The sequence below is a fragment of the Nocardia macrotermitis genome (assembly GCF_009604405.1).
Classification (GTDB): domain Bacteria; phylum Actinomycetota; class Actinomycetes; order Mycobacteriales; family Mycobacteriaceae; genus Nocardia; species Nocardia macrotermitis.
In genome coordinates, this window is the sequence record NZ_WEGK01000009.1 from 193,116 (window position 1) to 214,307 (window position 21,192).

At 68.3% G+C, this 21,192-nt stretch carries 19 protein-coding genes; 7 read left to right on the forward strand and 12 right to left on the reverse strand.

Annotated elements, in window-relative coordinates; all coding sequences use genetic code 11:
- Positions 1 to 22 precede the first annotated feature (22 nt).
- Entirely contained in the window at positions 23 to 958 is a 936-nt protein-coding gene (gene rarD, locus NRB20_RS21520; protein ID WP_406603862.1) for an EamA family transporter RarD, read from the reverse strand.
- Between the two features lie 218 nt (positions 959 to 1,176).
- Here rarD and NRB20_RS21525 point away from each other — a divergent pair, with 218 nt between their 5' ends.
- A complete protein-coding gene (locus NRB20_RS21525) occupies positions 1,177 to 1,599 on the forward strand; it encodes a group I truncated hemoglobin (RefSeq protein WP_153411932.1) in 423 nt (140 codons plus the stop codon).
- Positions 1,600 to 1,776: 177 nt separating this feature from the next.
- Here NRB20_RS21525 and NRB20_RS21530 read toward each other — a convergent pair whose 3' ends face one another.
- On the reverse strand, positions 1,777 to 2,358 hold the full coding sequence (locus tag NRB20_RS21530; RefSeq protein WP_153411933.1) for a TetR/AcrR family transcriptional regulator: 582 nt from the start codon (positions 2,356 to 2,358) through the stop codon (positions 1,777 to 1,779).
- 94 nt (positions 2,359 to 2,452) lie between these two features.
- Here NRB20_RS21530 and NRB20_RS21535 point away from each other — a divergent pair, with 94 nt between their 5' ends.
- Positions 2,453 to 3,499: a beta-ketoacyl-ACP synthase III gene (locus tag NRB20_RS21535; RefSeq protein ID WP_153411934.1), complete on the forward strand. Its 1,047-nt coding sequence runs from the start codon at positions 2,453 to 2,455 to the stop codon at positions 3,497 to 3,499.
- A gap of 9 nt (positions 3,500 to 3,508) precedes the next feature.
- Here the strand turns inward: NRB20_RS21535 and NRB20_RS21540 are convergent, their stop codons facing one another.
- Positions 3,509 to 4,327 (reverse strand): PhzF family phenazine biosynthesis protein, encoded by an 819-nt coding sequence (locus NRB20_RS21540; protein WP_153411935.1) that lies wholly within the window; start codon positions 4,325 to 4,327, stop codon positions 3,509 to 3,511.
- A 24-nt stretch (positions 4,328 to 4,351) separates the two neighbouring features.
- Positions 4,352 to 6,775, reverse strand: coding sequence for an HAD-IC family P-type ATPase (locus tag NRB20_RS21545; RefSeq protein WP_153411936.1), 2,424 nt, complete (start codon positions 6,773 to 6,775; stop codon positions 4,352 to 4,354).
- A gap of 239 nt (positions 6,776 to 7,014) precedes the next feature.
- Between NRB20_RS21545 and NRB20_RS21550 the strand changes: the two genes are divergently transcribed.
- Positions 7,015 to 7,596, forward strand: a complete 582-nt coding sequence (locus NRB20_RS21550) for a Uma2 family endonuclease (RefSeq protein ID WP_153411937.1) — start codon at positions 7,015 to 7,017, stop codon at positions 7,594 to 7,596.
- A 55-nt stretch (positions 7,597 to 7,651) separates the two neighbouring features.
- On the opposite strand, the gene NRB20_RS38980 is transcribed toward NRB20_RS21550, so the two are convergent.
- The 3 genes from NRB20_RS38980 to lspA are packed head-to-tail and all read right to left on the reverse strand — an operon-like array spanning position 7,652 to position 9,904.
- Entirely contained in the window at positions 7,652 to 8,311 is a 660-nt protein-coding gene (locus tag NRB20_RS38980; RefSeq protein ID WP_153411938.1) for a hypothetical protein, read from the reverse strand.
- Entirely contained in the window at positions 8,304 to 9,230 is a 927-nt protein-coding gene (locus NRB20_RS21560) for an RluA family pseudouridine synthase (RefSeq protein ID WP_153411939.1), read from the reverse strand. Before NRB20_RS21560 ends, NRB20_RS38980 begins: the two co-directional genes overlap by 8 nt.
- Positions 9,227 to 9,904, reverse strand: a complete 678-nt coding sequence (gene lspA, locus NRB20_RS21565) for a signal peptidase II (RefSeq protein ID WP_227833732.1) — start codon at positions 9,902 to 9,904, stop codon at positions 9,227 to 9,229. The genes NRB20_RS21560 and lspA overlap by 4 nt, the downstream gene beginning before the upstream one ends.
- 165 nt (positions 9,905 to 10,069) lie before the next feature.
- Here lspA and NRB20_RS21570 point away from each other — a divergent pair, with 165 nt between their 5' ends.
- The 3 genes from NRB20_RS21570 (at position 10,070) to NRB20_RS21580 (ending at position 12,115) form a co-directional block, all read left to right on the forward strand.
- The gene (locus tag NRB20_RS21570) at positions 10,070 to 10,957 is read left to right on the forward strand and encodes a hypothetical protein (protein WP_153411941.1); all 888 of its coding nucleotides are present in this window, start codon (positions 10,070 to 10,072) and stop codon (positions 10,955 to 10,957) included.
- The gene (locus NRB20_RS21575; protein ID WP_153411942.1) at positions 10,954 to 11,703 is read left to right on the forward strand and encodes a sensor domain-containing protein; all 750 of its coding nucleotides are present in this window, start codon (positions 10,954 to 10,956) and stop codon (positions 11,701 to 11,703) included. The genes NRB20_RS21570 and NRB20_RS21575 overlap by 4 nt, the downstream gene beginning before the upstream one ends.
- A gap of 232 nt (positions 11,704 to 11,935) precedes the next feature.
- Positions 11,936 to 12,115, forward strand: coding sequence for a hypothetical protein (locus NRB20_RS21580; RefSeq protein ID WP_153411943.1), 180 nt, complete (start codon positions 11,936 to 11,938; stop codon positions 12,113 to 12,115).
- Between the two features lie 98 nt (positions 12,116 to 12,213).
- Here the strand turns inward: NRB20_RS21580 and NRB20_RS21585 are convergent, their stop codons facing one another.
- The 3 genes from NRB20_RS21585 to NRB20_RS21595 form a co-directional block, all read right to left on the reverse strand.
- The gene (locus NRB20_RS21585) at positions 12,214 to 15,477 is read right to left on the reverse strand and encodes an arabinosyltransferase domain-containing protein (RefSeq protein WP_153412093.1); all 3,264 of its coding nucleotides are present in this window, start codon (positions 15,475 to 15,477) and stop codon (positions 12,214 to 12,216) included.
- 143 nt (positions 15,478 to 15,620) lie between these two features.
- Positions 15,621 to 16,133, reverse strand: a complete 513-nt coding sequence (locus NRB20_RS21590) for a hypothetical protein (RefSeq protein ID WP_153411944.1) — start codon at positions 16,131 to 16,133, stop codon at positions 15,621 to 15,623.
- Between the two features lie 101 nt (positions 16,134 to 16,234).
- Positions 16,235 to 17,590, reverse strand: coding sequence for a DNA polymerase IV (locus tag NRB20_RS21595; protein ID WP_406603868.1), 1,356 nt, complete (start codon positions 17,588 to 17,590; stop codon positions 16,235 to 16,237).
- A gap of 248 nt (positions 17,591 to 17,838) precedes the next feature.
- On the opposite strand from NRB20_RS21595, the gene NRB20_RS21600 reads away from it, so the two are divergent.
- Positions 17,839 to 18,717 (forward strand): UTP--glucose-1-phosphate uridylyltransferase, encoded by an 879-nt coding sequence (locus tag NRB20_RS21600; RefSeq protein WP_153411945.1) that lies wholly within the window; start codon positions 17,839 to 17,841, stop codon positions 18,715 to 18,717.
- Between the two features lie 15 nt (positions 18,718 to 18,732).
- Here the strand turns inward: NRB20_RS21600 and NRB20_RS21605 are convergent, their stop codons facing one another.
- Entirely contained in the window at positions 18,733 to 19,350 is a 618-nt protein-coding gene (locus tag NRB20_RS21605; RefSeq protein WP_153411946.1) for a C40 family peptidase, read from the reverse strand.
- A gap of 360 nt (positions 19,351 to 19,710) precedes the next feature.
- Positions 19,711 to 21,078: an MFS transporter gene (locus NRB20_RS21610; RefSeq protein WP_319945232.1), complete on the reverse strand. Its 1,368-nt coding sequence runs from the start codon at positions 21,076 to 21,078 to the stop codon at positions 19,711 to 19,713.
- Positions 21,079 to 21,192 lie beyond the last annotated feature (114 nt).

The following is a 21,192-nucleotide window of genomic DNA, read 5'->3' on the forward strand; positions in this document are numbered from 1 at the left end:
GCACCGATGAGGGGGTGCGGCCCTACCGCGTGACGACCTTGCCCCGCCGTCTGCGCAACGCGTCGGCGGTGAACACCAGCAGCGCCAGCCAGATCAGCCCGAACCCGGCCCACCGCGAGGCGGGCATCGGCTCGTGCCCGACCAGCACTCCCCACGCCATTTGCAGTGCGGGCGTGAGGTATTGGAGCAGACCCATCGTCGAGAGCGGAGTCCGGGAGGCGGCCACCGCGAACAGCAGCAGCGGAATCAGGGTGACCGGGCCCGCCGCCATGAGCAGGGCCGAATGCCCGACCCCGTGCCCGAAGGCCGCATGTCCGGTGACGCCGAGCACCACCGCGGCCACCAGCGCGAACGGCGCCGACACCACGCCCTCCGCGGCGACGCTGCGCAGCGGATCCAGCCGGATCACCTTCTTGACCAGGCCATAGGTGGCGAACGAGCAGGCCAGCAGCAACGCGATCACCGGCGGACGGCCGTAGTCCACGGTCAGCACCAGCACCGCCGCCACCCCCAGCGCAAGCGCGACCCACTGCGGCCACGCCAGCCGTTCACGGAACAGCACCACCCCGAACAACACCGTCACCAGTGGGTTGATGAAGTAGCCGAGCGCGCACTCCACCACGTGCCCGGACGTCACGCCGTAGACGTACACACCCCAGTTGACCGAGATGGCCAGCGCGGCGACCGCCGCGAGCCGCCAGGTGCGCGCATCGATGTCCAGCATCTCGCGGATCCGCCCGGCCACCAGCAGCACGATCAGCACCACCACGAGTGTCCACAGAATCCGCTGAACCAGGATCTCGACCGCGCTGGTGAACTCCAACAGACCGAAGAACGCCGGAAACGCTCCCCACAGGATGTAGGCGGCGGCCCCGAAGACCGCCCCGCCGCTCCCCCATCGTGCCCGCCGGCCGCCGGATTCGGATTCGCCCGTCGTCCCGGACCGTTGCGCACACACGATCAGGAAGGTACTTCCGGACGGTAACGAGTGTCGAGCGAAAATCGGCCCTCGCGTCCGCAGGCGTGCCGGAGCTATCCTCGGACGACGGGTCCGCGCCAACCTCACATCTCACAGTCGGCCCGCGTGAGATTGTGGCAATTGACTTGCCACGCACGGTAATCGGCCCGCGACAACGGACTAACCGATCCGCAACAGCTCGCTGTTGTCCTGGTCACATGCGAATTCCCTCACTCTTCAAGTCCAAGACCACGACCCCGGATCCCGAACCGGAGACGACCATCTACGAGAAGATCGGTGGTCAAGAGGCCATCGAGACGGTCGTCGAGGACTTCTACGTCCGGGTCCTCGCCGACGACGACCTCAAGGGTTTCTTCACCGGCACCAACATGTCCCGGCTCAAGGGCCGTCAGGTCGAGTTCTTCGCCGCCGCCCTCGGCGGTCCCGAGCCCTACACCGGTGCGCCGATGAAGCAGGTGCACCAGGGCCGCGGCATCATGATGAAGCACTTCAACCTGGTCGCGGGCCACCTGACCGACTCGCTGAAGGGGGCGGGCGTCCCCGACGAGATCGTCGGCCAGATCATCGGCGCGGTCGCCCCGCTGTCCGCGGACATCGCCTCCGACGCGGCCACCGCCTGACCCTCCGGGCCACCTGGTCGGCACAGCCCCCGACCGTTGACGAATCGGAGCGAAGCGGAGGCCGCACGAGTCCCCGGCAAGGGACAGCACCACATCAGGGCCGCGAACCAGGAGGGCGTCGAGACGCACCAGTTCGCGGCCCTTCTCGTGCGCACCCCCGAGGTTCGTGGCCTCCCGCTACCGCCAGCTCAAGTGGTGCCGCAGCAGAATGGACAGCTGGGCGCGAACCTCTTCGAACGGGTGACTCGACTTGAGCGCGCGACTCTGCACGATCGCCCCCTCGATCGTGGACAGCACCATCCCCGAGACCGAGCACGCCGTCGCCTGTTCCATCCCTGCGGCCACCATCCCGTCGGCGAGCCGCGCGGTCCACTCCGCGAACGCCTGCCCGGCCGTGGACTGCACGGCCGGATTCATCTCGTCCAGCGCGGCGGCCATCATGAACGATCCGGCGCGATAGTCGCTGTCCTCGAGCGGGCCGCGCCAGAACGCGAGCAGCTCGTCCAGCCAGCGTTCGACCGAGGACGCCGACTCCAGCGCGTCCGCCATCTTCGCCACATGCGAATACACCACGCGCGCAACGATTCTCGCGGCCGCCTCGACCAACTCCCCCTTGCCTTCGGGAAAGTGCTGATACAGGGAGTTGCGTGAGGCGTTGCTGCGCTTGAGCAGCTCGCTCAGGCCCGCCGCGTGCACGCCGTGCTCCTGCACCGTCGAGATGGTGCTGGCGATCAACCGGGCGCGCGGTCCCGCTGCCATGGGATCTCCCTCCTACCCTTGCCTGAACCGATCGGTTCATGTTAAACCTTTTCCCGTGTGAACCGATCGGTTCACGCAGAGAGTTAGGATCAGCATGCCCGCGCTCATCGCCACCGCCGCACCGAACGCCCATGCCGCACCCCTGGGCATCGGCGTGTACCGGCCGCGACGCATCGTCCCCAATGCCGAGATCGTCGATCGGATCGACTCCTCCGACGAGTGGATCCGCTCCCGATCGGGCATCGCCGCACGACATTGGGCCGAACCCGACGAAACCATCGTCGCGATGAGCGCCGCCGCGGCCCGCCAGGCGCTGGCCGCCGCGCAACTGAGCGCCGACCAGGTCGACGCGGTCGTGCTCGCGACCTCCTCGCAGATGGTGCTGGGCCCCTCGGCGGGCGCGGTGGTGGCCACCGAACTCGGCATGCACAACGCCGCCGCCTTCGACATCTCCGCCGGATGCGCCGGATTCTGCTACGCCCTGGCCAATGCCGCGAATCTGGTGCGCGCGGGTCAGGCCCGGCACGTGCTGGTGATCGGCGTCGAACGCCTCTCGGACCTGCTCGATCCCACCGACCGCACCTGCGCGTTCATCTTCGCCGACGGCGCGGGCGCGGTCGTCGTCGGTCCCGCCGACACCGAGGGCATCGGCCCGGTGGCCTGGGGTTCGGACGGCAGCCAGACTGCGGCGATCAAGCAGGACAAGGACTTTCAGGAATATTTCGCCGAGGTCGCGGCCGCCGAGGCCAGCGGCGGCACCTCGCAGCGGCCCTACATCCGGATGAACGGCACCGCGGTGTTCCGGTGGGCGGTCACGTTCCTGGACAAGGCATGTCGCGACGCGCTGCACAACGCCGGGGTCACCGTCGAGGACCTGGACGCGTTCGTCCCGCACCAGGCCAACAGCCGCATCACCGACGCACTGGTCAAGGCCCTGGGCATGCCCGAGCGGGTCGCGATCGCGCGGGACATCACCGACACCGGAAACACCAGTGCGGCATCCATTCCCATGGCGATGGAACAGCTGTTGCGTTCGGGCGCGGCCAAGGCCGGTGACACCGCGCTGCTGCTCGGTTTCGGCGCGGGCCTGGCCTACGCCGGACAGGTCGTGCACCTGCCCGCGATCGCCCCGCAGGACTGACCCGCACGCTCACTCCGGCAGCCGCACAACACCATCCAGATAGCGGCGGCACCGTCCGGCCAGCAGCACGCGATCACCGTCGAGCACGCAGCGCAGCGCGCCACCGCGACGGGACAGCTGCCGCGCGGACAACGTGGTGCGCCCGAGTTCGGCGGCCCACAGCGGAGTGAGCTGGGCGTGCGCGGACCCGGTGACCGGATCCTCGGGAATGCCGACGCCGGGGGCGAACACCCGCGAGACGAAATCGGCGGAATCGCCACGCGCGGTGAGTATCACCGCGCGGGCGAGCGCCGGGAACGCCCCGAAATTCGGCCGGGCCGCGCGCACCTCGCGCTCGGTGGCCACGACGAGCACCTCGTCCTGACCGCTGAGCGCGCGCACCGGGCGCACCCCCAGCGCGGCCACCAGCTCGGGATCCGGTATCACGTCCAGGGATTCGACCGCGGGCAGATCCAGGATCAGCTCGTCGGCGTCGGTGCGATCCACCGCCAGCCAGCCGCTCCGGGTGAAGAACTGCAGCCGATCCGCGCTCGGATGAATGTCCTCGAACAGGTGCGCCGCGGTGGCCAGCGTCGCGTGACCGCACATGTCCACCTCGGTGCCCGGGGTGAACCAGCGCAGGTGATAGGCCGGTCCGATGCCCGGCGGCTCGCCGATCCCGGGCGGGAGAGCCGAAGTGTAGAAAGCGGTTTCGGCGAGATTGTTCTCCTCGGCGAGCTGTTGCAACAGCTCGTCGGGCAACCATGCGAGCAACGGCATCACCGCCGCGGGATTACCCGTGAACGGTGCGTCGGCGAACGCGTCGATCTGATGCAGCAGCACCTCCATACAGCCGAAGGTACCCGCTGCGGCTCAGCTCTCGCGCTCACCTCGCCGGGTCAGCATCCGCCCGGCCACCCCGGTCGGCGCGGCGGTCAGCCACCACGCGAATTCGACCAGCACGATGCCGATCAGCCCGCACACCACCGCCGCGCCGGTCAGCGCGGTATCGGACGGATCGAGCTTGAAGAAGTGCCGGGTGAACGGCACCGTGAACAGAATCAGGTATCCCGCAACGGATCCCGCGATCAGCACGACCTTCCACCACGCCCACGGCCGGGCCACGATCGCCAGCACCCACACCGCGATGATCAGCAGCGTGATCAGCGCGGTCGTACTCGCGTGCACCTTCTCGGTCTCGGTCTGCCCCGCGCCCTGATACGCGATCAGGTAGGCGATGAACGTCATCACGCCGATCACCGAGCCGGACGGCACCGCCAGACGCAACACCCGCGGCACGAAACCCGTTCGCGCCCTTTCGTTGTTGGGCGCGAGCGAGAGGATGAACGCCGGAATGCCGATGGTGAACCAGGCCGCGATGGTGACGTGCCGGGGCAGGAACGGATACGGCATCGGGTCGTAATGGAAGATCTGCGAACCGATTCCGGCGACCCCGACCAGGAAGGCCAGCAGCACCGAGTAGACCGTCTTGGTGAGGAACAGATTCGAGACGCGCTCGATATTGCCGATCACCCGGCGGCCCTCGGCCACCACGTGCGGCAGCGTGGAGAACTTGTTGTCCAGCAACACGATCTGCGCCACCGCGCGGGTGGCCGGGCTGCCCGCGCCCATCGCGACGCCGATGTCGGCATCCTTGAGCGCGAGCACGTCGTTGACGCCGTCGCCGGTCATCGCGACGGTGTGTCCGCGCGATTGCAGGGCCGAGACCATGGACCGCTTCTGATCCGGACGCACCCGGCCGAAGGTGGTGTGCTGTTCCACCGCGTCGGCCATATCGTCTGCGCCGGTGGGTAATTCGCGGGCGTCGACCGGATCCTGCCCGCCGGGCAGGCCCAGGGAGGTGGCCACCGCGCCGACCGAGACGGCGTTGTCACCGGAGATGACCTTGATCGAGACATCCTGTCCGGCAAAGTATTCCAGCGTCTCGCGCGCGTCCGGGCGGACCTTCTGCTCGAGGATCACCAGCGCGCGCGGGGTGACCGTGCCCGGCGCGTCGGGCGCGTCCACCGGACGATCGCTCTCGGCCAGCAGCAGCACCCGCAGGCCCGTAGCTCCGATCCGCTGCGCGGTGGCCGCGGCCTCGGAATCGGGATCCAGCAGCACGTCCGGTGCGCCGAGCAGCCAATTGCCGTGCGCGCCATAGGAACTGCCGCTCCACTTCTTCGCCGAGGAGAACGGCGCGACCGCGCTGCGCGACCAGCCCGGATCGTCCGGGCAGCCCTCGGCGATGGCCGCGACGCTCGCATTCGGTCGCGGATCGTCGGCGGCCATGGCCGCGAGCGCCGCCCGCAGACTCTTCTGCGGAACATCGCTCAACACGCGAATCTCGGCCAGGCGCATACCGTTCTCGGTGAGAGTGCCGGTCTTGTCCGCGCACACCACGTCGACCCGGGCCAGCCCCTCGATGGCGGGCAGCTCCTGCACCAGACACTGCCGCTGCCCGAGCCGCACCACACCGACCGCGAACGCGATCGAGGTCATCAGCACCAGCCCCTCGGGCACCATCGGCACGAGCGCCGCGACCATCCCGTTGAGCGCGGAACGCCAGGACTCGTGACTGGAGAACAGCTGGTTGTAGATCGTCACCAGACCGGCCGGAATCAGCAGGTAGGTAATGACTTTCAGAATGGTGTCGATCCCGTTGCGCAGTTCGGAGTTCACCAGCGTGAACTTGCTGGCCTCGGCCGCCAGCTGCGCGGCATAGGCGTCGCGCCCGACCTTCGTCGCCCGGTACGCCCCCGAACCGGACACCACGAAACTCCCCGAGAGCACCTGATCCCCCGCCACCTTGCCGATCGCGTCGGCCTCCCCGGTCAGCAGCGACTCATCGATCTCGAGGTGCTCCCCCTCCTGCACCTCACCGTCCACCACGATCTGATCACCCGGCCCCAACTCGATCAGATCGTCCAACACCACCTCCCCCGGCGCAACCGCCCGCGCCACCCCGTCCCGCCGCACCACCGGCCGCGCCTGCCCCACGATCGCCAACTTGTCCAACGTCCGCTTGGCCCGCAACTCCTGCACGACCCCGACCACACTGTTGGCCACGATCAACAGCCCGAACATCCCGTCGATCAACGACCCGGTAGCCAACACGAGCACGAACAACACACCCAGAATCGCATTGATCCGAGTGAACACATTCGACCGCACAATGTCCGCAACAGACCGCCCGGTCCGATCCGGCATCGCATTCGTCCGCCCATCCCGAACCCGCTGATCCACCTCGGCCGTGCTCAACCCGCCATTACGGACCGCCCGCTCGGTGCTCGCCATGCATCTCAGACTAGAACGTCCCCACTCCATCCCACGGGAACTACCATGTTGCGGAACATCCGCATGATTCCGCGATCACCTGCGCAGGTGTTCACCGCAGTGCACCGATACGACGTGCGAATACCGCCTGGTGCACCCGTATGATGCGATGTAGCGCAGTGCGATGATTTGCGTGCGTACACGTACGAGACGTGTCGGTACCGACGCGGCACGACATCTGTTACTCCCGGAGGCGGACGATGACTGTCGAGACGGCACCGATCCCACGTGAGCGCGCGATCAGCGTGGAAGAGTTCGACGCGCTGGCTGTCGACACAGATCATCGATACGAGATCGAGAACGGATTCCTCCTCGTGAATGCACGCCCAGCGCCACCGCACAGCCGTGCGATCTTTCGGTTGATGCTCCAACTGAACGCTCAATTGCCCGAAGGGCTGGAAGCATTCTCCGAACTCGAAGCCGAACTCATCGGACGCTCACCGCGCCGCGTCCCGGATGTCGTAGTCGCCCCGGTCGAGGTCGACGAGCAGACTCGTATCCGCAGCGATCAGATCGCACTCGCCGTCGAGATCGCAACCTCGGGCGAGTCGGCGGTTCGCGACTTCGCGATCAAAGCCCGCGAATACGCCGCCAACGGAATCGCGCACTACTGGGTGATCGATATTCTGGACGGCGCCCCGGCAGGACTGACGATCTTCACCCTCGACACCGAGGAGAACTACCAGATCGGCCCGCGCACGACCGGATCGGTCACGGTGTCGGAGCCGTTCCCGCTGACCATCGACATCGACACGCTGACCGGCCCCCGCAAAACCTCCTAGCGCAACAACGGATTTCGCCCTTACACAGCCCACTCGGGACCCGGGCCGAACCCGGTCAGCGGGCGGGGACGGAGCCGTCGTCGGGGCCCGGGGTGACGGTGTCGGTTTGTTCGGGGAGCAGGGGGAAGATGGCGAAGGCTCCGGCGGAGGCGTTGGGGGGGAGGGCCTCGACGGAACGGATGTTGGGGTGGGTGGTGAGGGTGCGTAGCTCGGGGAGGGTGCCCCGGATGATCAGATCCACCGCGCAGCGGCACGGGATGTGCAGGCGGGCGGCCATGACGGCGGTGGTCTGGGCGGTGCGGGCGTCGAAGGATTCCGAGGCGTCCAGGGCTCCTGCGGCCGCGCGGGCCGAGGCGATGACGGCCGTGTCGTCGGCGGGGGTGGGGACGGTGATCGGCGGGGTGTAGACGTGATTGATCGGAACGTGATAGATGACCTGCGAGACACGCAGGCCCGCAACCGTTTTCGGAATATCGTTCGGGACGATACCGGCGGTGAGGGTCACCAGCGCCCAGTGTTCGCCGCTGTCGTCGCCCCGGAGTGAATCACGGGCCCGCGCAAGATAATCCGCGACCGGTTCGCCCGAATCCGGTCCCAGCCGGTCGGTTCCGATCACCGCCGGACGCGGCGGCCCGGCCCAGCCCAGAATCGGGATCAGCACGACCAGAACGACTGCGGCACCGGCGAATCCGGCGATACGCAGACGCTCACGCATGGCGTAGAACGTCCAGGGCGTGCTCCAGATCGGCCGGATACGAACTGGTGATCTCCACCCAGCGCCCGTCGGCGGGATGCGCGAAACCGAGCGAACGAGCGTGCAGCCATTGCCGTTCCAGCCCCAGCCGCTCCGCCAGCCGCGGATCCGCGCCATAGGTCAGATCACCACAGCAGGGATGCCGGATCGCCGAGAAGTGCACCCGGATCTGGTGGGTGCGACCGGTTTCCAGATGGATGTCGAGCAGGCTCGCGGCCTGGAACGCCTCCACGGTGTCGTAGTGCGTCACGCTCGGCCGCCCGTCCGCGGTGACCGCGAACTTCCAGTCGTTACCGCGCGCCCGCCCGATCGGCGCGTCGATGGTGCCGCTGGACGGATCCGGATGTCCCTGCACCAGTGCGTGATAGCGCTTATCGATGGTGCGCTGCTTGAACGCCCGCTTCAGCACCGTGTACGCGTGCTCGGACTGCGCGACCACCATCACCCCGGAGGTGCCCACGTCCAGCCGGTGCACGATGCCCTGCCGCTCGTGCGCGCCCGAGGTCGAGATCCGGTACCCCATCGCGGCCAGCCCGCCGACCACCGTCGGCCCGGACCAGCCGACCCCGGTGTGCGCGGCCACCCCGACCGGCTTGTCGACCGCGACGATGTCGTCGTCCGCGTAGAGGATCTTCATCCCCTCCACCGGCGTGGCCTCGACCGTCAGCTCCCGCTTCGGCTCCGGGAACTCCACCTCGAGCCACGCCCCGCCGGCCAGCCGATCGGACTTGCCCGCGGGCGACCCGTCGATCTGCACCGAACCCTCCTCGGTGAGCGCGGCCACCGCCGTCCGGGACAGCCCGAGCAGCCGCGACAGTCCGGCATCGACCCGCAGCCCGTCCAGGCCGTCGGGCACCGGCATCGCCCGCGTCTCCCTCATTCCCGCTCCCCGTCCTGCGCGCGCCGCGACCGGGTGCCGTCCGGCTCGAATCCGAACATGGTCAGCACGACCAGCAGAATCGCCCCGCACACGATCGAGGAGTCGGCCACGTTGAACACCGGCCACCACTGCGTCACCGAGATGAAGTCGACCACATGCCCCTGCAACGGGCCGGGCGCGCGGAACAGCCGATCGATCAGATTGCCCACCGCGCCGCCGAGCACCAGCCCCAGCCCGATCGCCCAGCCCACCGACCGCAGCGACCGCCCGATCCGGATCACCCCGATCACCACGGCCGCGGCGATCAACGTCAGCAGCCAGGTCATCCCGGTGGCCATCGAGAACGCGGCGCCCGGATTGCGCACCAGCGTCAGCCGGACGACGTCACCGATGATCGAAATCGGTTCGCCCGGGGTCATCTTCGCGACGACCAGCGCCTTGGTCCCCAGGTCCAGCAGGAACGCCACCGCGGCCAATGCCAGCAGCACCGGCAGCGTGCGGCGCGGCAGCTCCGGCGATTCGTCCTCGAGCTCGTCCGCGGGCTCGGTCGCACCGTCCGCTTCCGCCTCCCCCGCGGTCACCGGCGTGTCGCCGGCGGCGGCGATATCCCGGGGTTGCTCCTCGTGCTCGTCGGTGTGCTGCTCGCGCGGCCGGTCGATACTCACAGCCCCCATCATTCACCATGACCGAAACCACCCTGTCGCTCGGCAGGGCGGCCCGGACTCGGCGGCGAGCGTCAAAGCAGATTTTCAGGTACCGGTCGTAACCTGTCTGACGTGACGGTGTTGTCTTCTCACTCTCGCACGACCGTGCGGTACGCCCGTCCGGGCGTGTTACTCATGGCGCTCGCTGTCGCGCTGTCGACCATGGGCGTCGGGTGCGGCCGCGTCACCGAGGTCCGCAGCGAGGTCGAACTCGAGCCGCCCACCATGGACAAAGAGGTCACCATGCCGATCTCGGCGGTGGAGACCACGGTGGTCAAGCCGGGTGCGCAACCGCACGCGCTGCTGCGCCGCTCGTTCGCCGTGGGCAACTCCCAGGAGGTCACGCTGCACACCGTCCACCACATCGAGCAGCAGATGAACGATCAGGCCCCGCACGATTTCTCCCCGCCGACGGTCACCATCCCGCTCGTCGCGCAGACCGGCCGCGACGGCGTGGATCTGACGCTCGGTGACGCCACGTCCTCGGATCCGCGCCTGGCCGAACAGTTGCAGTCGGCGGACGGATCGCACGCGGGCTTCGAGATGAGCGATGTGGGTGCGATCACCTCGCTGCGGGTCGCGCCCAAGCCGGAGACCCCCGATGCCGCCTGCGCGGCCCTGGAACAGGCGTTCTACCAGGCCGTCTACCAGTCGATCGCCTTCCCGGTGGATCCGGTCGGGGTGGGCGCGGTGTGGACCGTGCACCAGGAGGTGACCAGCGGCGTCCCGCTGGATCAGGTCACCACCGCGACACTCACCAAGCGCGAGGGCGATCTGCTCACCATCCAACTGGACGTCACCCAGACGCCCAAGGCCAAGGTGTGGTCGCTGCCGAGTGACGCCGGTCGGCTCGACATCGTCGACTACGCCATGCGCGGCACCGGCACCATCACCGTGGATCTGAATCTGCCGCTACCGGTTTCGGGTTCGGTCACGGTCGCGGGCCGCCAGTCCTACCGGGATCCGCACAGCGCGATCCTGCTGCACCAGAACATCAGCACACAGGTGCAGTGGGGCCGGTGAGCGCGATACGGGCGATACGGAAGCCGGGTACCTGGAGCGGTGGCGCCGTGCTCACGGCGGCGGCGGTGTTCGCGGCCGGATGTAGTTCGCACCACGACGCCCCCTCGCTACCAGCGGTGAGTGCGGCGACCGCACCCGCGACGATAACCGCCGCGCCGCTCACTGATTCGGCGACATTGCAGGGGAAGTTGTTGGCCGGGGCCGATATTCCGCCCGAATTCGAGGCGCTGGACGTCGGTCCGGGCACCGACGCCAACTCCCCGCCCTCCACCTCGACGAACCGATCCCACACCGATCCGGCGGACTGCGCGAAGGTGCTGGACGCGGTGAGCGATCAGGTTCCCGGCGCGAGTGCCCATGGGGCGGTGCACTATTCGGCGGCCGACTTCGACAGTATCGATATCGATGCGGCCAGTTATCCCAGCAGTGCGGCGGCGAAGGCATTCACCACCGTGCAGGATCTGCTGCGCCGTTGCGGATCGTATTCGGGCACCGACGCCGACGGCGTCGCGATCAGCTATCAGGTCGGCGGACTGGACGAACCCCGCGCCGGGGACGCCTCGGTCTCCTTCCAGGTGCGCACCAGCAGCCAGGGCCTGACGCTGTATTCCGCGGCGACGGTCGCGCTGGTCGGCAGCACGGTCGTCCAGGTCGCCCGCGCCGGTCAGAAACCCGTCGACCCGGCGGCGCTGCGCACCCTCACCGGCACGCAGATCCAACGCCTGCAAGGCATTTCCGGCCCGTAGCGATCCCCGGCGGCACTCCCCCGGAATCCCGGCCGCGATAAATGGGATGCGCCGCACGGCGATTCGTTGTTACGGTCGTCGACATGTGGATCGCACTGTTCTCCTGAGCCTGTTCTCGCTCGCGCCCCCGCCGCTTCCGGCCCCGGGGCGCAGTTCCTCTCGCACTCCGGCATTCCATCCTGGCCGGTACTTCGTCATGCGATGAGTCGGCCACAAACCTCCAGGAGGCGTCATGCCTGCGCAATCCCCACTGCCACAACCGGATCCGGATGCTTCGGTGCCGCTTTCCCGGCGCGAGCGTCGCGGGAAACGCACCGATCAGCAGTCCCCGGGCGGCAAACTCTCCAACTACGGGTCACAGCACGTCCCGCCCGCCCGCAAACACAACAACTACCGCCGCAGCTGGCACTGAGTTCATCCGCGCGGGCCGGTTCGCCCCACCGGCAACCGGCCCGCACGGACCCGCCCAGCGCATGAATCGAGTTCATACGCGGGGCGCGTTCGAGGCGTCTACCAGGCCGTATTGATGTGCCCCGGAGTCCACAGACCGTTGTGGGTGTCCTGGGTGACGGTCGGCGTGGCCCGGACCGCGGACGGGTCGATCGGGGTCAGCCGCTGCAACTCGCCCCAGTCCGAACGCCAGCTGTCCTTCAGATAGGTGGCCAACGTGCTGGAGCGCTGCAACTGCTGACTCCAGCCGAGCGGACCACCACCGTCGTGGCTCTCCCACAGGTTGGTGTCGTGCGCACCGCCGCGGTCGGGCAGGATGCGCCACCCCGGAATCTGGGCGATGCCGTCCTTGTGGTCGTACGGACGCTGGCACGGGAATTGCAGTCCCACAGCCCAATCCAGCAGTACCGGCTGCGAGGATCCGATCAGATCGTTCAGCGTGACGGTGTGCGGCACCCGGGGCGGCGTCAGCGCGATCCACTGACTCGGATCGAGGCTGTGCGCGCTCGCGACGATGCGCACGACATCGGCCTGCGCGGGAATCTCGGCCAGCGGCACCCGCAGATTCCGCCACGAGGGCGCGGGCCCGATATCGATCGGCGTCACCCGGCCGAGCGGATGCGCGGCCGTCGCCGAATCGCTCGCACCGTATTCGACCTCGACCGATTGTCCCGGCGTGAGGACGCCGTCCTTGTCCACCGACCGGATGCGCCCGGCGGCGGCGATCGCGATGATGCCGCCGCGATCACCGGCGGCGGGCAGCCGGTACCAACCGGTGGTCAGATCCGAGGGACCCGCCTGCCCGAACGTGCCCAACTCCGGTGTGGTGGCCGAGTCCAGCCCGAAGGGCAGTGGCGCGCCGCCGGTTTGGGTGCCGACATCACCACCGGCCTTGGTATTGAACGTATTCGAGGTGGCCAGACTGCTCACCGCGGCCGCGGCGTGCCCGTCCGGGCTCAGGTCACCGATCCCGTTCGGCACGAATCCCGTTGCGCCATTGGCGAATGCGCCGAACCGATTGCCCGTCAGCGGAGTCAGCACCGAGGCGTTGGGATCCGGCTCGACCAGGACGTCGTTCGCCAGGCCGCACGGCTCACCCAGGACCGCCTTCACATTCGAGGAAGCCAGCGAGAAGCCCGGATACTGGGCCACCGCCCCCTTGGCGAACGAGGCCACCTCGAACAGCACCAGGATCGCGGCAGCGACGGTCAGCGGCGGAATCTTCGCCAGTTTCCACGCGCGCGGCGAAATCCGGTGCGGGGTACCGGGTTCCGGCGCCCGCACATGCCACCACGCGGCCAGCGCCAGACAGACCGCCGCGATCGCGACGAACACCTTCTCGACCAGGAAGCCGTGCACCGACGGCGGCTTGTCGTTCCACGGAATCCCGAGACTCGAGACGTACCACCACTGGTTGATACTGGTGAACACCTGCGCCAGCACCAGCGCCACCACCGCCGCGAACAACGCCCGATTCCGCGGCGAACGCAGCACCCGCGGGCCCACCGCGACCGCCGTGAGCGCCGCGATCGATCCGGCCAGCCCGGCGTATACCCCGTCGTGATGGGTGAACTTCGTCGGCGACAGCGCCAGCAGCAGCATCGCGCCGAAGGTGAGGCCCAGCAGCCGCTTGGTCGGCCCGGCGGTGGTGCCCGGAATCCGACCGCCCTTGCGCAACAACACGAATGCGCACACCAGCAGCCCCAGCCACATCGCGACGATGCCGAACCGGCGTCCGATCGAACCGTCGGCGTTGGGCATGAACAGCCACTGATAGCTCAGATATTCGTCGTACCAGGGCGAGGCCGGTCCGGCGATCTGATGCACCCGATTGGTCTCGAACATGTCCGAGATCGGCAGCACCGAGAACGCCACCGCCACGATCAACGTCCCGGCCCCGGCCAGCGGCGCCAGCAGCGCGCCGTAGGCGCGAATCCACGCCCACCACGTCACCTTCGCCCCGTCGGCGGCTCCGGTCAGCGCGCGAGCCCGCGTCACGCCCAGCCGCCACACCGGCCGCAGCCCGGCCAGCAGCGGCGCGAAACAGATCAGGCCCGAGGGATTCGCGGTGCACGCGAACGCGGCGACGATGATCGCCAGCGCATACGGCAGCAGCCGCCGCACCGCGATCGACCGCTCCACCAGACACCAGGTGAGCAGCACGCTCACCGCCACAACGGGTTCGGGCCGCAACCCGTTGTTGAACGGCAGCCAGACCGCGAGGAATCCCAGCGCCCCGGTCCAGCGCACCACCCGATCGTGCCGCAGGGCCGCCCCGAAACGCGGAATCACCTCCCGGCTGATCAGCAACCAGGACAGCACCCCGGCCAGCAGCGTGGGCAGCCGCATCCACGGACTCGCGGTACTCAGCTCCGACATCCGCGCCAGCAGATCGAACCACGGTGTGCCGACCGGTGTTTCGGGCACACCCCAGTACCGGAAGTAGTTCGCCATATAGCCCGACACCAGTGAGACCCGGGCCATGCCGAACTGGTAGCCGTCGTCGGAGGTGGTCGAGCCGATGAAGTACCAGACCGCCAACGTCGCGAAGACGACCCCGTCCACCAGCCCGAACGTCCACCAGCGCCGCGCCAGCACCCGCCGGATCCGCCGCCCGTCCAAGGTGTCGAGCCGATACAGCGCCACCAGTGCGATCAGCGTGCACACGATCGCCAGGATCGTCGCCGCGCGCTTGAGGAAGGTCGGCACCACCGAGAACCGGCTGTCCACCTGCGCGGTGACGTGCGCGCCTCCGGTGGTCTTCAGCTCGCTGAAGATCCCGACCAGCTGCGGCCGCCAATCCCCGGTCAACGTCACGGGATTCACCGTCGAACCGGCGAGAGTCGCTGTGGCGGAAGAGATATCGGCATGAACCGTGAACGTGCAGTCGCCGAGCTCGCGCAGCGGCACGCTCAGCAGCGACTGATTGCGCAATACCGCCTCGAACCGCGCGGACTGCCCGGCATGCGCCGGATTCACCCGTGCGACAAAGCCGTAACGTTCCAGATCCGGCGCACCGGCGGGCAACGTCGAGCTGATCACGCCGCCGTGCGCGGCCAATTGCCTTGTCGCCGTGCAGGGAATCGACGCGTCGAACGTCAGCGGCGCGTAGCCGACCAGTGGCGCGGTGATGCCGCGCGGCGAATCCTGTTGCGGCCAAGCCACAGTGGTGTGATCCACCCGCACCGGCAGCAACGGTACGGCGATCGCGAACAACGCGCCGAGCAGACCTGCGATGAAGGCCACCGGCTTGGCCCACTGCCTGCCGGGTCGTGCGATACCGGGGTCTTCACCTGCCGCGGGCGCCTCATCCGCCCGCACCATCGTGTCTGTCACGGAGGCAGATGTTAGCGTCACCGCTTCGCAACCGACGAAATCGCTTGACGATTCTCAGTCTGCGCTTAGAATCCACGGCCGAAAACAGCCGGGGCCGGTATCCGTACGGATACCGGCCCCGACGACGTCGCTCAGCTGCAAGCGGGCGAGGTCTGGTTCAGGTTCTGCAAACCGCTGCACGCCCACTGCTTCTGCAGCTTCCACTTGCCGTCCTGCGCGACGAACGGCACGGTGGCCACGTTGTTCTGACCGCCGTTGACCGAGAAGTTCGCGTTCGCGGTCAGGGTCGGGCCGCCCAGGTAGCTGACCGAGGTCACCGAGATCTTGGCGTTGTTCTGCTTGTAGGCGGTGATGAGCTTGTTGATCATCTCCGGGTCCTTCTGCAACGCCGCCGCGCCGTCCTCCAGGTACTGCACCTTCTGCGAGGAAGGCACGCTCGGGTCGAGCGTCTGGGTCAGTTCCTGGTTCAGCTGCGCCACCGTCGGCACCGCCGGGTAGCTGGTGCTGGTCGCGGCGGCAGCACTCGTCGTCGTCTTGGCCTTGGAGCTCGAGTGCTTGTCACCGCTACCGCAGGCCGACATGCCGAGCGCGGCCACCACGGCCAGTGCGGCAACCGCGATACGTCCAGTCCTCTGAAGCTTCAATGCTCGTCCTTTACCTTCGAGTTGGTCTCTTGCGTGCTCCGTGACAACTACTCACCCCACCGGTGAGGTTGCCCGAGTGGCCTCACGGTACCCGCAGAGTTTCAAAGAAGACTAAGGAGCGGATCGGCCGGACCGAGATCCGGATCGTCGGCGGCGAAGGTGCGCGTCGGGCCGGGCCCGGTCGAGCGCGTCTCGAAACGCACTGTGACACGGCCGTGTCCGCTGCCCTGCACCCAACCGTGGCCGTGTTCGCGATGGGTCACATCGCGTCCGGGATAGAAATATTCGGTGGTGTAGGAGCGGGTCGCGGGCGGCACCGGCGCGTCGGGTGCGCCCGGCGTGTCGGTGGCCAGGGTGACCGTCGGCTCGGGTGCGACGAATTCGTCCAGTTCGGTGTTCTCGCGCGGTTCGGTCGCCTGATCCAGTTCCGGGAACAGCGATTCCTGCCGCACCGCCGACAGGCCGCCGAAGCCGACGCCGACCAAGCGGATCGGGCCGATCCGGGCCGGGTCGAGCGCCGAACGCAGTGCGGCGGCGGTGAGAGTGGCCGGATCCTCGGTCGCGTACGGCAGCGTGAACGAGCGCGTCACGATGCTCATATCGGCCTTCTTGAGTTTGAGTACCACGGTGCGCGCGGCCCGCCCGTCGCGCAACAGCCGGCGGTGCGCGGCGGCGGCCATCTCCTCGATCGCCGGACGCAACTGCCCGAGCGTGGCGATATCGCTCTCGTAGGTGGTTTCGGCACTGATCTGTTTGGCCTCGGCCCGCTCGGCGACCGGGCGATCGTCCAGTCCGCGGGCGAGCCGATGCAGCGCCGCGCCCACACTGCCGCCCAGCAGCGACACCGCCTCGGACTCCGGCAGCGCCGCGAACGCCCCGACGGTCTCGATACCGACCGACCGCAACCGGCTGCCCGCCACCGGCCCCACCCCCCACAGCTTGCGCACCGGCAGCGCGGCCAGCAACTCCCCCTGCTCGCGCGGCGAAATCACCCGCACCCCATCGGGTTTGGCCAGACCCGAGGCGATCTTGGCGAGCTGCTTACCGGTGCCCGCGCCGACCGAGGCGACCAGTCCGGTGCGTTCGCGCACCAGCCGCCGCAGCGACTCGCAGAACTCCAGCACCTCGTGCGCGGTGGTGCCGGCCAATTCCGCGGGCTCACCGAACGCCTCGTCGAAGGACAGCGTCTCGAGCACCGGAATGCGCGAGCGCAACGTCTCGAAGACCTGCCCGCTCACCTCCCCGTACACCACCCCGCGCGGCGGCACCACCACCGCGGTCACCCCGATCAGCCGCCGCGCCTGATGCATCGGCATCGCCGAGCGCGCCCCGAAAACTCTTGCCTCGTAACTGGCTCCGGCCACCACCCCGCGCGCACCGGTACCACCGACCAGCACCGGGCGGCCCCGCAGCGTGGGCCGGGTGAGCTGTTCGACCGAGGCGAAGAAGGCATCCATATCGATGTGCAGCACCCAGCGCCGGGCCACCGGCTCGACTTCCTGCGCCGCACCGGTGAAATTGCTGTCGGGTTCCTGCGCGATCGCCCCCGGCCCACGCTGGCGTCCACTCTCGCCGACGACCCCGGAAGATGCGGGTTGACCAGCAAAAAGCCGTGTCATAGCCGGGTCGGAGTGGGTGGTCATACCGGGAAATCTACGCTCGGCTACCGACATGTTCGGCCGTAGCTTTATGTGATGATCGAATCATGACTATCCGCAAGGCCGTGATCCCCGCCGCCGGTATCGGCTCGCGCCTGCTGCCGCTGACCAAGGCCATCCCGAAGGAGATGCTACCGGTCGGCGACAAGCCGGTCATCGAGCACACCGTCCGTGAGCTGGTGGCCTCCGGTATCACCGACATCACCATCGTGGTGAGCGCCGGAAAGTCGTTGATACAGGACCACTTCCGCCCGAATCCCGCGCTGGTCGCGCAGCTGCGCGCCGACGGCAAGTCCGCCTACGCCGACGCGGTGGAGGAGGTCGGCGAGCTGGGCCGCCTCGGTCACATCACGTATCTCGACCAGCACGGCCCCTACGGCAACGGCACTCCGGTGCTGAACGCCGCGCGCAACCTCGGCGACGAGCCGATGCTGGTGCTGTGGCCCGACGACGTCTTCGTCGCCGAGATCCCGCGCGCCCAGCAGCTGATCGACGCCTACAACAAGACCAAATCCCCGGTGCTGGCACTGATGCCGATGGAACCGGCCGAGTCCGGGCGGTACGGGGTGCCGGTGGTCGAGGAGACCTTCGACAACGGCCTGATGCGCATCACCGGACTGGTCGAGAAGCCCAAACCCGAGGACGCGCCGTCCTCGTTCGCCGCGGTGGGCGGTTACGTGGTCACCCCGGGCATCATCGCCGAACTCGACAAGCAGGTCGCCGAGTGGTACTCGCATCGCACCGGCGAGGTGTACCTCACCGACGCGATCAACGCCTTCGCCGGTTCGAACGCCGCCTACGGCCAGGTGATCCGCGGCCGCTGGTACGACACCGGCAACCCGGCGGACTACCTCACCGCCCAGTTCGCCTCGGCGCTGAACCACCCGCAGTACGGTCCGCTGCTGCGTCAGCTCGTCACCGACTGAGCCCCGGCGGGTCGCTCAGAAGAACCGCCGGATCGCGTAGATCTTGAACTTGCTCAGCGGCGAGTACACCACCCCGACGCCGTAGTCGTAGGCGTTCAGCACCGTGCCGTTGCCGACGTAGATGCCCTCGTGCGAGCCGTCGGCGTTGAGCACCACGACGTCGCCGGGCCGAATCGCGCTGAGCGGCACCGGACTTCCCGCGCGCGCCTGCTGCCAGGTGGTGCGGGGCAGGAAGATGCCGACCCAGCGGTACGCCCACTGCACCAGGCCGGAGCAGTCGTAGGAGTTCGGCCCGGTCGCGCCCCACTGGTAGGGCTTACCGGCCTGGGATTGCGCGATGGACAGCGCCAGCATCGCGCGCGGGCTGGCGATACCGGCGTTCGCCGAGCCGGTCGCGCTGCCCGACGCCGAGCCGCTGCCCGAACCCGACGAGGCGCTGCCCGTGCCGCCCGCGACGGGGTCCGAGGCGCTGCCGGATTCGGCGCTGCCGCTGTTCGCGATGAGGGGTATGCCGGGATCCGCCCCGGCCGTACCGGCCGGAACCGTCCCGGCGACCGCGGCCGCGACCAGCAATCCCATCAGGGTGCCGGTCAACTGCCGGGTCGATCTGCCACGCGATGCCGTACTTGCCATGGTCTCGCCCTTCGGGGTGCAGACGCCACCGAGGCCAGTGCCCCGGCGACCGATCGGCACAGACGAAGAGCTCTCGGATGACCGCTTCCCCACGGGCATCTCGGCCGGGACCACATGCCTGGTAGTGCGTTGTTCTCAGCTGGGGTCGAACAGGAGGGAGATCGGGTGGAACACGAAGCTCAACTAGAGCATCAGGGTTGCCCTAACATAGCTGTTGTACCGTATGTCCCATCCATCACACAAGGGCTCCCCTGTAACCGAAGGCGAGGATTCCGAGCCGAAACGGATTGATCTGCGGCGATGCGGGTACTCTTCGTCAAGCCCGCGTGTCGCGAAGGCCGAGCCGGTAGTTCGCTGGAACTACACCTCGCTCAGTTTCCGATGTCGCGTTTCGGGCAGCGCCAACAGCGACAGCAGTGAGATCACCGCCATCGCGGCCATGAAGAAACCGACCGCGGTGGTGCCGCGGGTCTGGCCGAGTTGCGCGACGATCAGCGGGGCCACGCCGCCGCCCAGCACGCCACCGAGGTTGTAGGCGATGCCCGCCCCCGAATACCGCACATCGGTGCCGAACAGTTCGGGCAGGTACGCGCCCAGCGGACCCCAGCCGATGCCCATGCACAGCAGCGCACCGGACAGGCTGATCGCGATGAGGATCGGATTGCGGGTGTTCAGCAGCGGGAACATCACCAGACTCCACGCCAGGCTGAAGACCGCGCCGCCCAGCAGCAGCTTGCGCCGCCCCAGCAGATCGGACTGCCGCGCCACCACGAAGGTGGTCACGCCCAGTACCGTGATCGCGATCAACGTCAGGCCGAGCATCGTATTACGGGGCACGCCAAGGGTTTTCGTGGTGTAGGTGAGGCAGTAGGTCGACGCGGTGTAGAACATCACGTACACCACCACGATCGCGCCCGCGCCCAGCAGCAGCTGCTTGGGGTAGCGCCGGATCACCTCGAGCGTCGGCACCCGCACCGCGTTCCTGCTCGCCAGCAGTTTCGCGAACGCCGGAGTCTCGGCCACCCGCAACCGGATTCGCAATCCGACCGCCACCAGCAGGAAGGACAGCAGGAACGGCACCCGCCAGCCCCACGACTCGAACGCGTCCTTCGGAAGTCCTTCCGACAGCGCCCAATACACCCCGGTCGCGGCGAAGAAGCCGATGGGAGAACCCATTTGAGGCGCGGCCGCATAAAGACCGCGCCTGCTCTTCGGCGCGTATTCGGTGGAAAGCAGTGCGGCGCCGCCCCATTCGCCGCCCAGCCCGATGCCCTGCAACACCCGCAGCACCACCAGCAAGATCGGCGCGGCCACCCCGATACTCGAATATCCGGGCAGCAGTCCGACGAACGCGGTGGACAACCCCATCAGCAGCAGCGAGACCACCAGCGTGGCCTTGCGCCCGATGCGATCACCGAAGTGCCCGAACACGATCGCGCCCACCGGACGGGCGATGAATCCGATGGCGAAGGTGGCCAGCGAGGCCAGCGTGCCCGCGACCGGCGACAGCGCGGGGAAGAACAGCTTGTTCAGCACCAGCGCCGCGGCGGTGCCGTAGATGTAGTAGTCGTAGAACTCGATCGCGGTGCCGATGAAGCTCGCGATCGCGATGGTCCGGCCCGAACCCGACGGACGCTCCGGCGTAGCAGCCGGCGATGCGGCGGATGGCGTGGCGGGAGCGGAGCTCTCGTCGGACGGCCGCGAGGCGGCGGGCGCAGGATCGGTCACGGTTTTCCCTCATCACGTCGGTCGAACCGGGTCATGCTACGCGAGCGCCCCGGAACAGCCCCGATGTGGTCGGGTACGCCGCTCGGCGGATGTGACCAGTTGGCGTCACTAGCG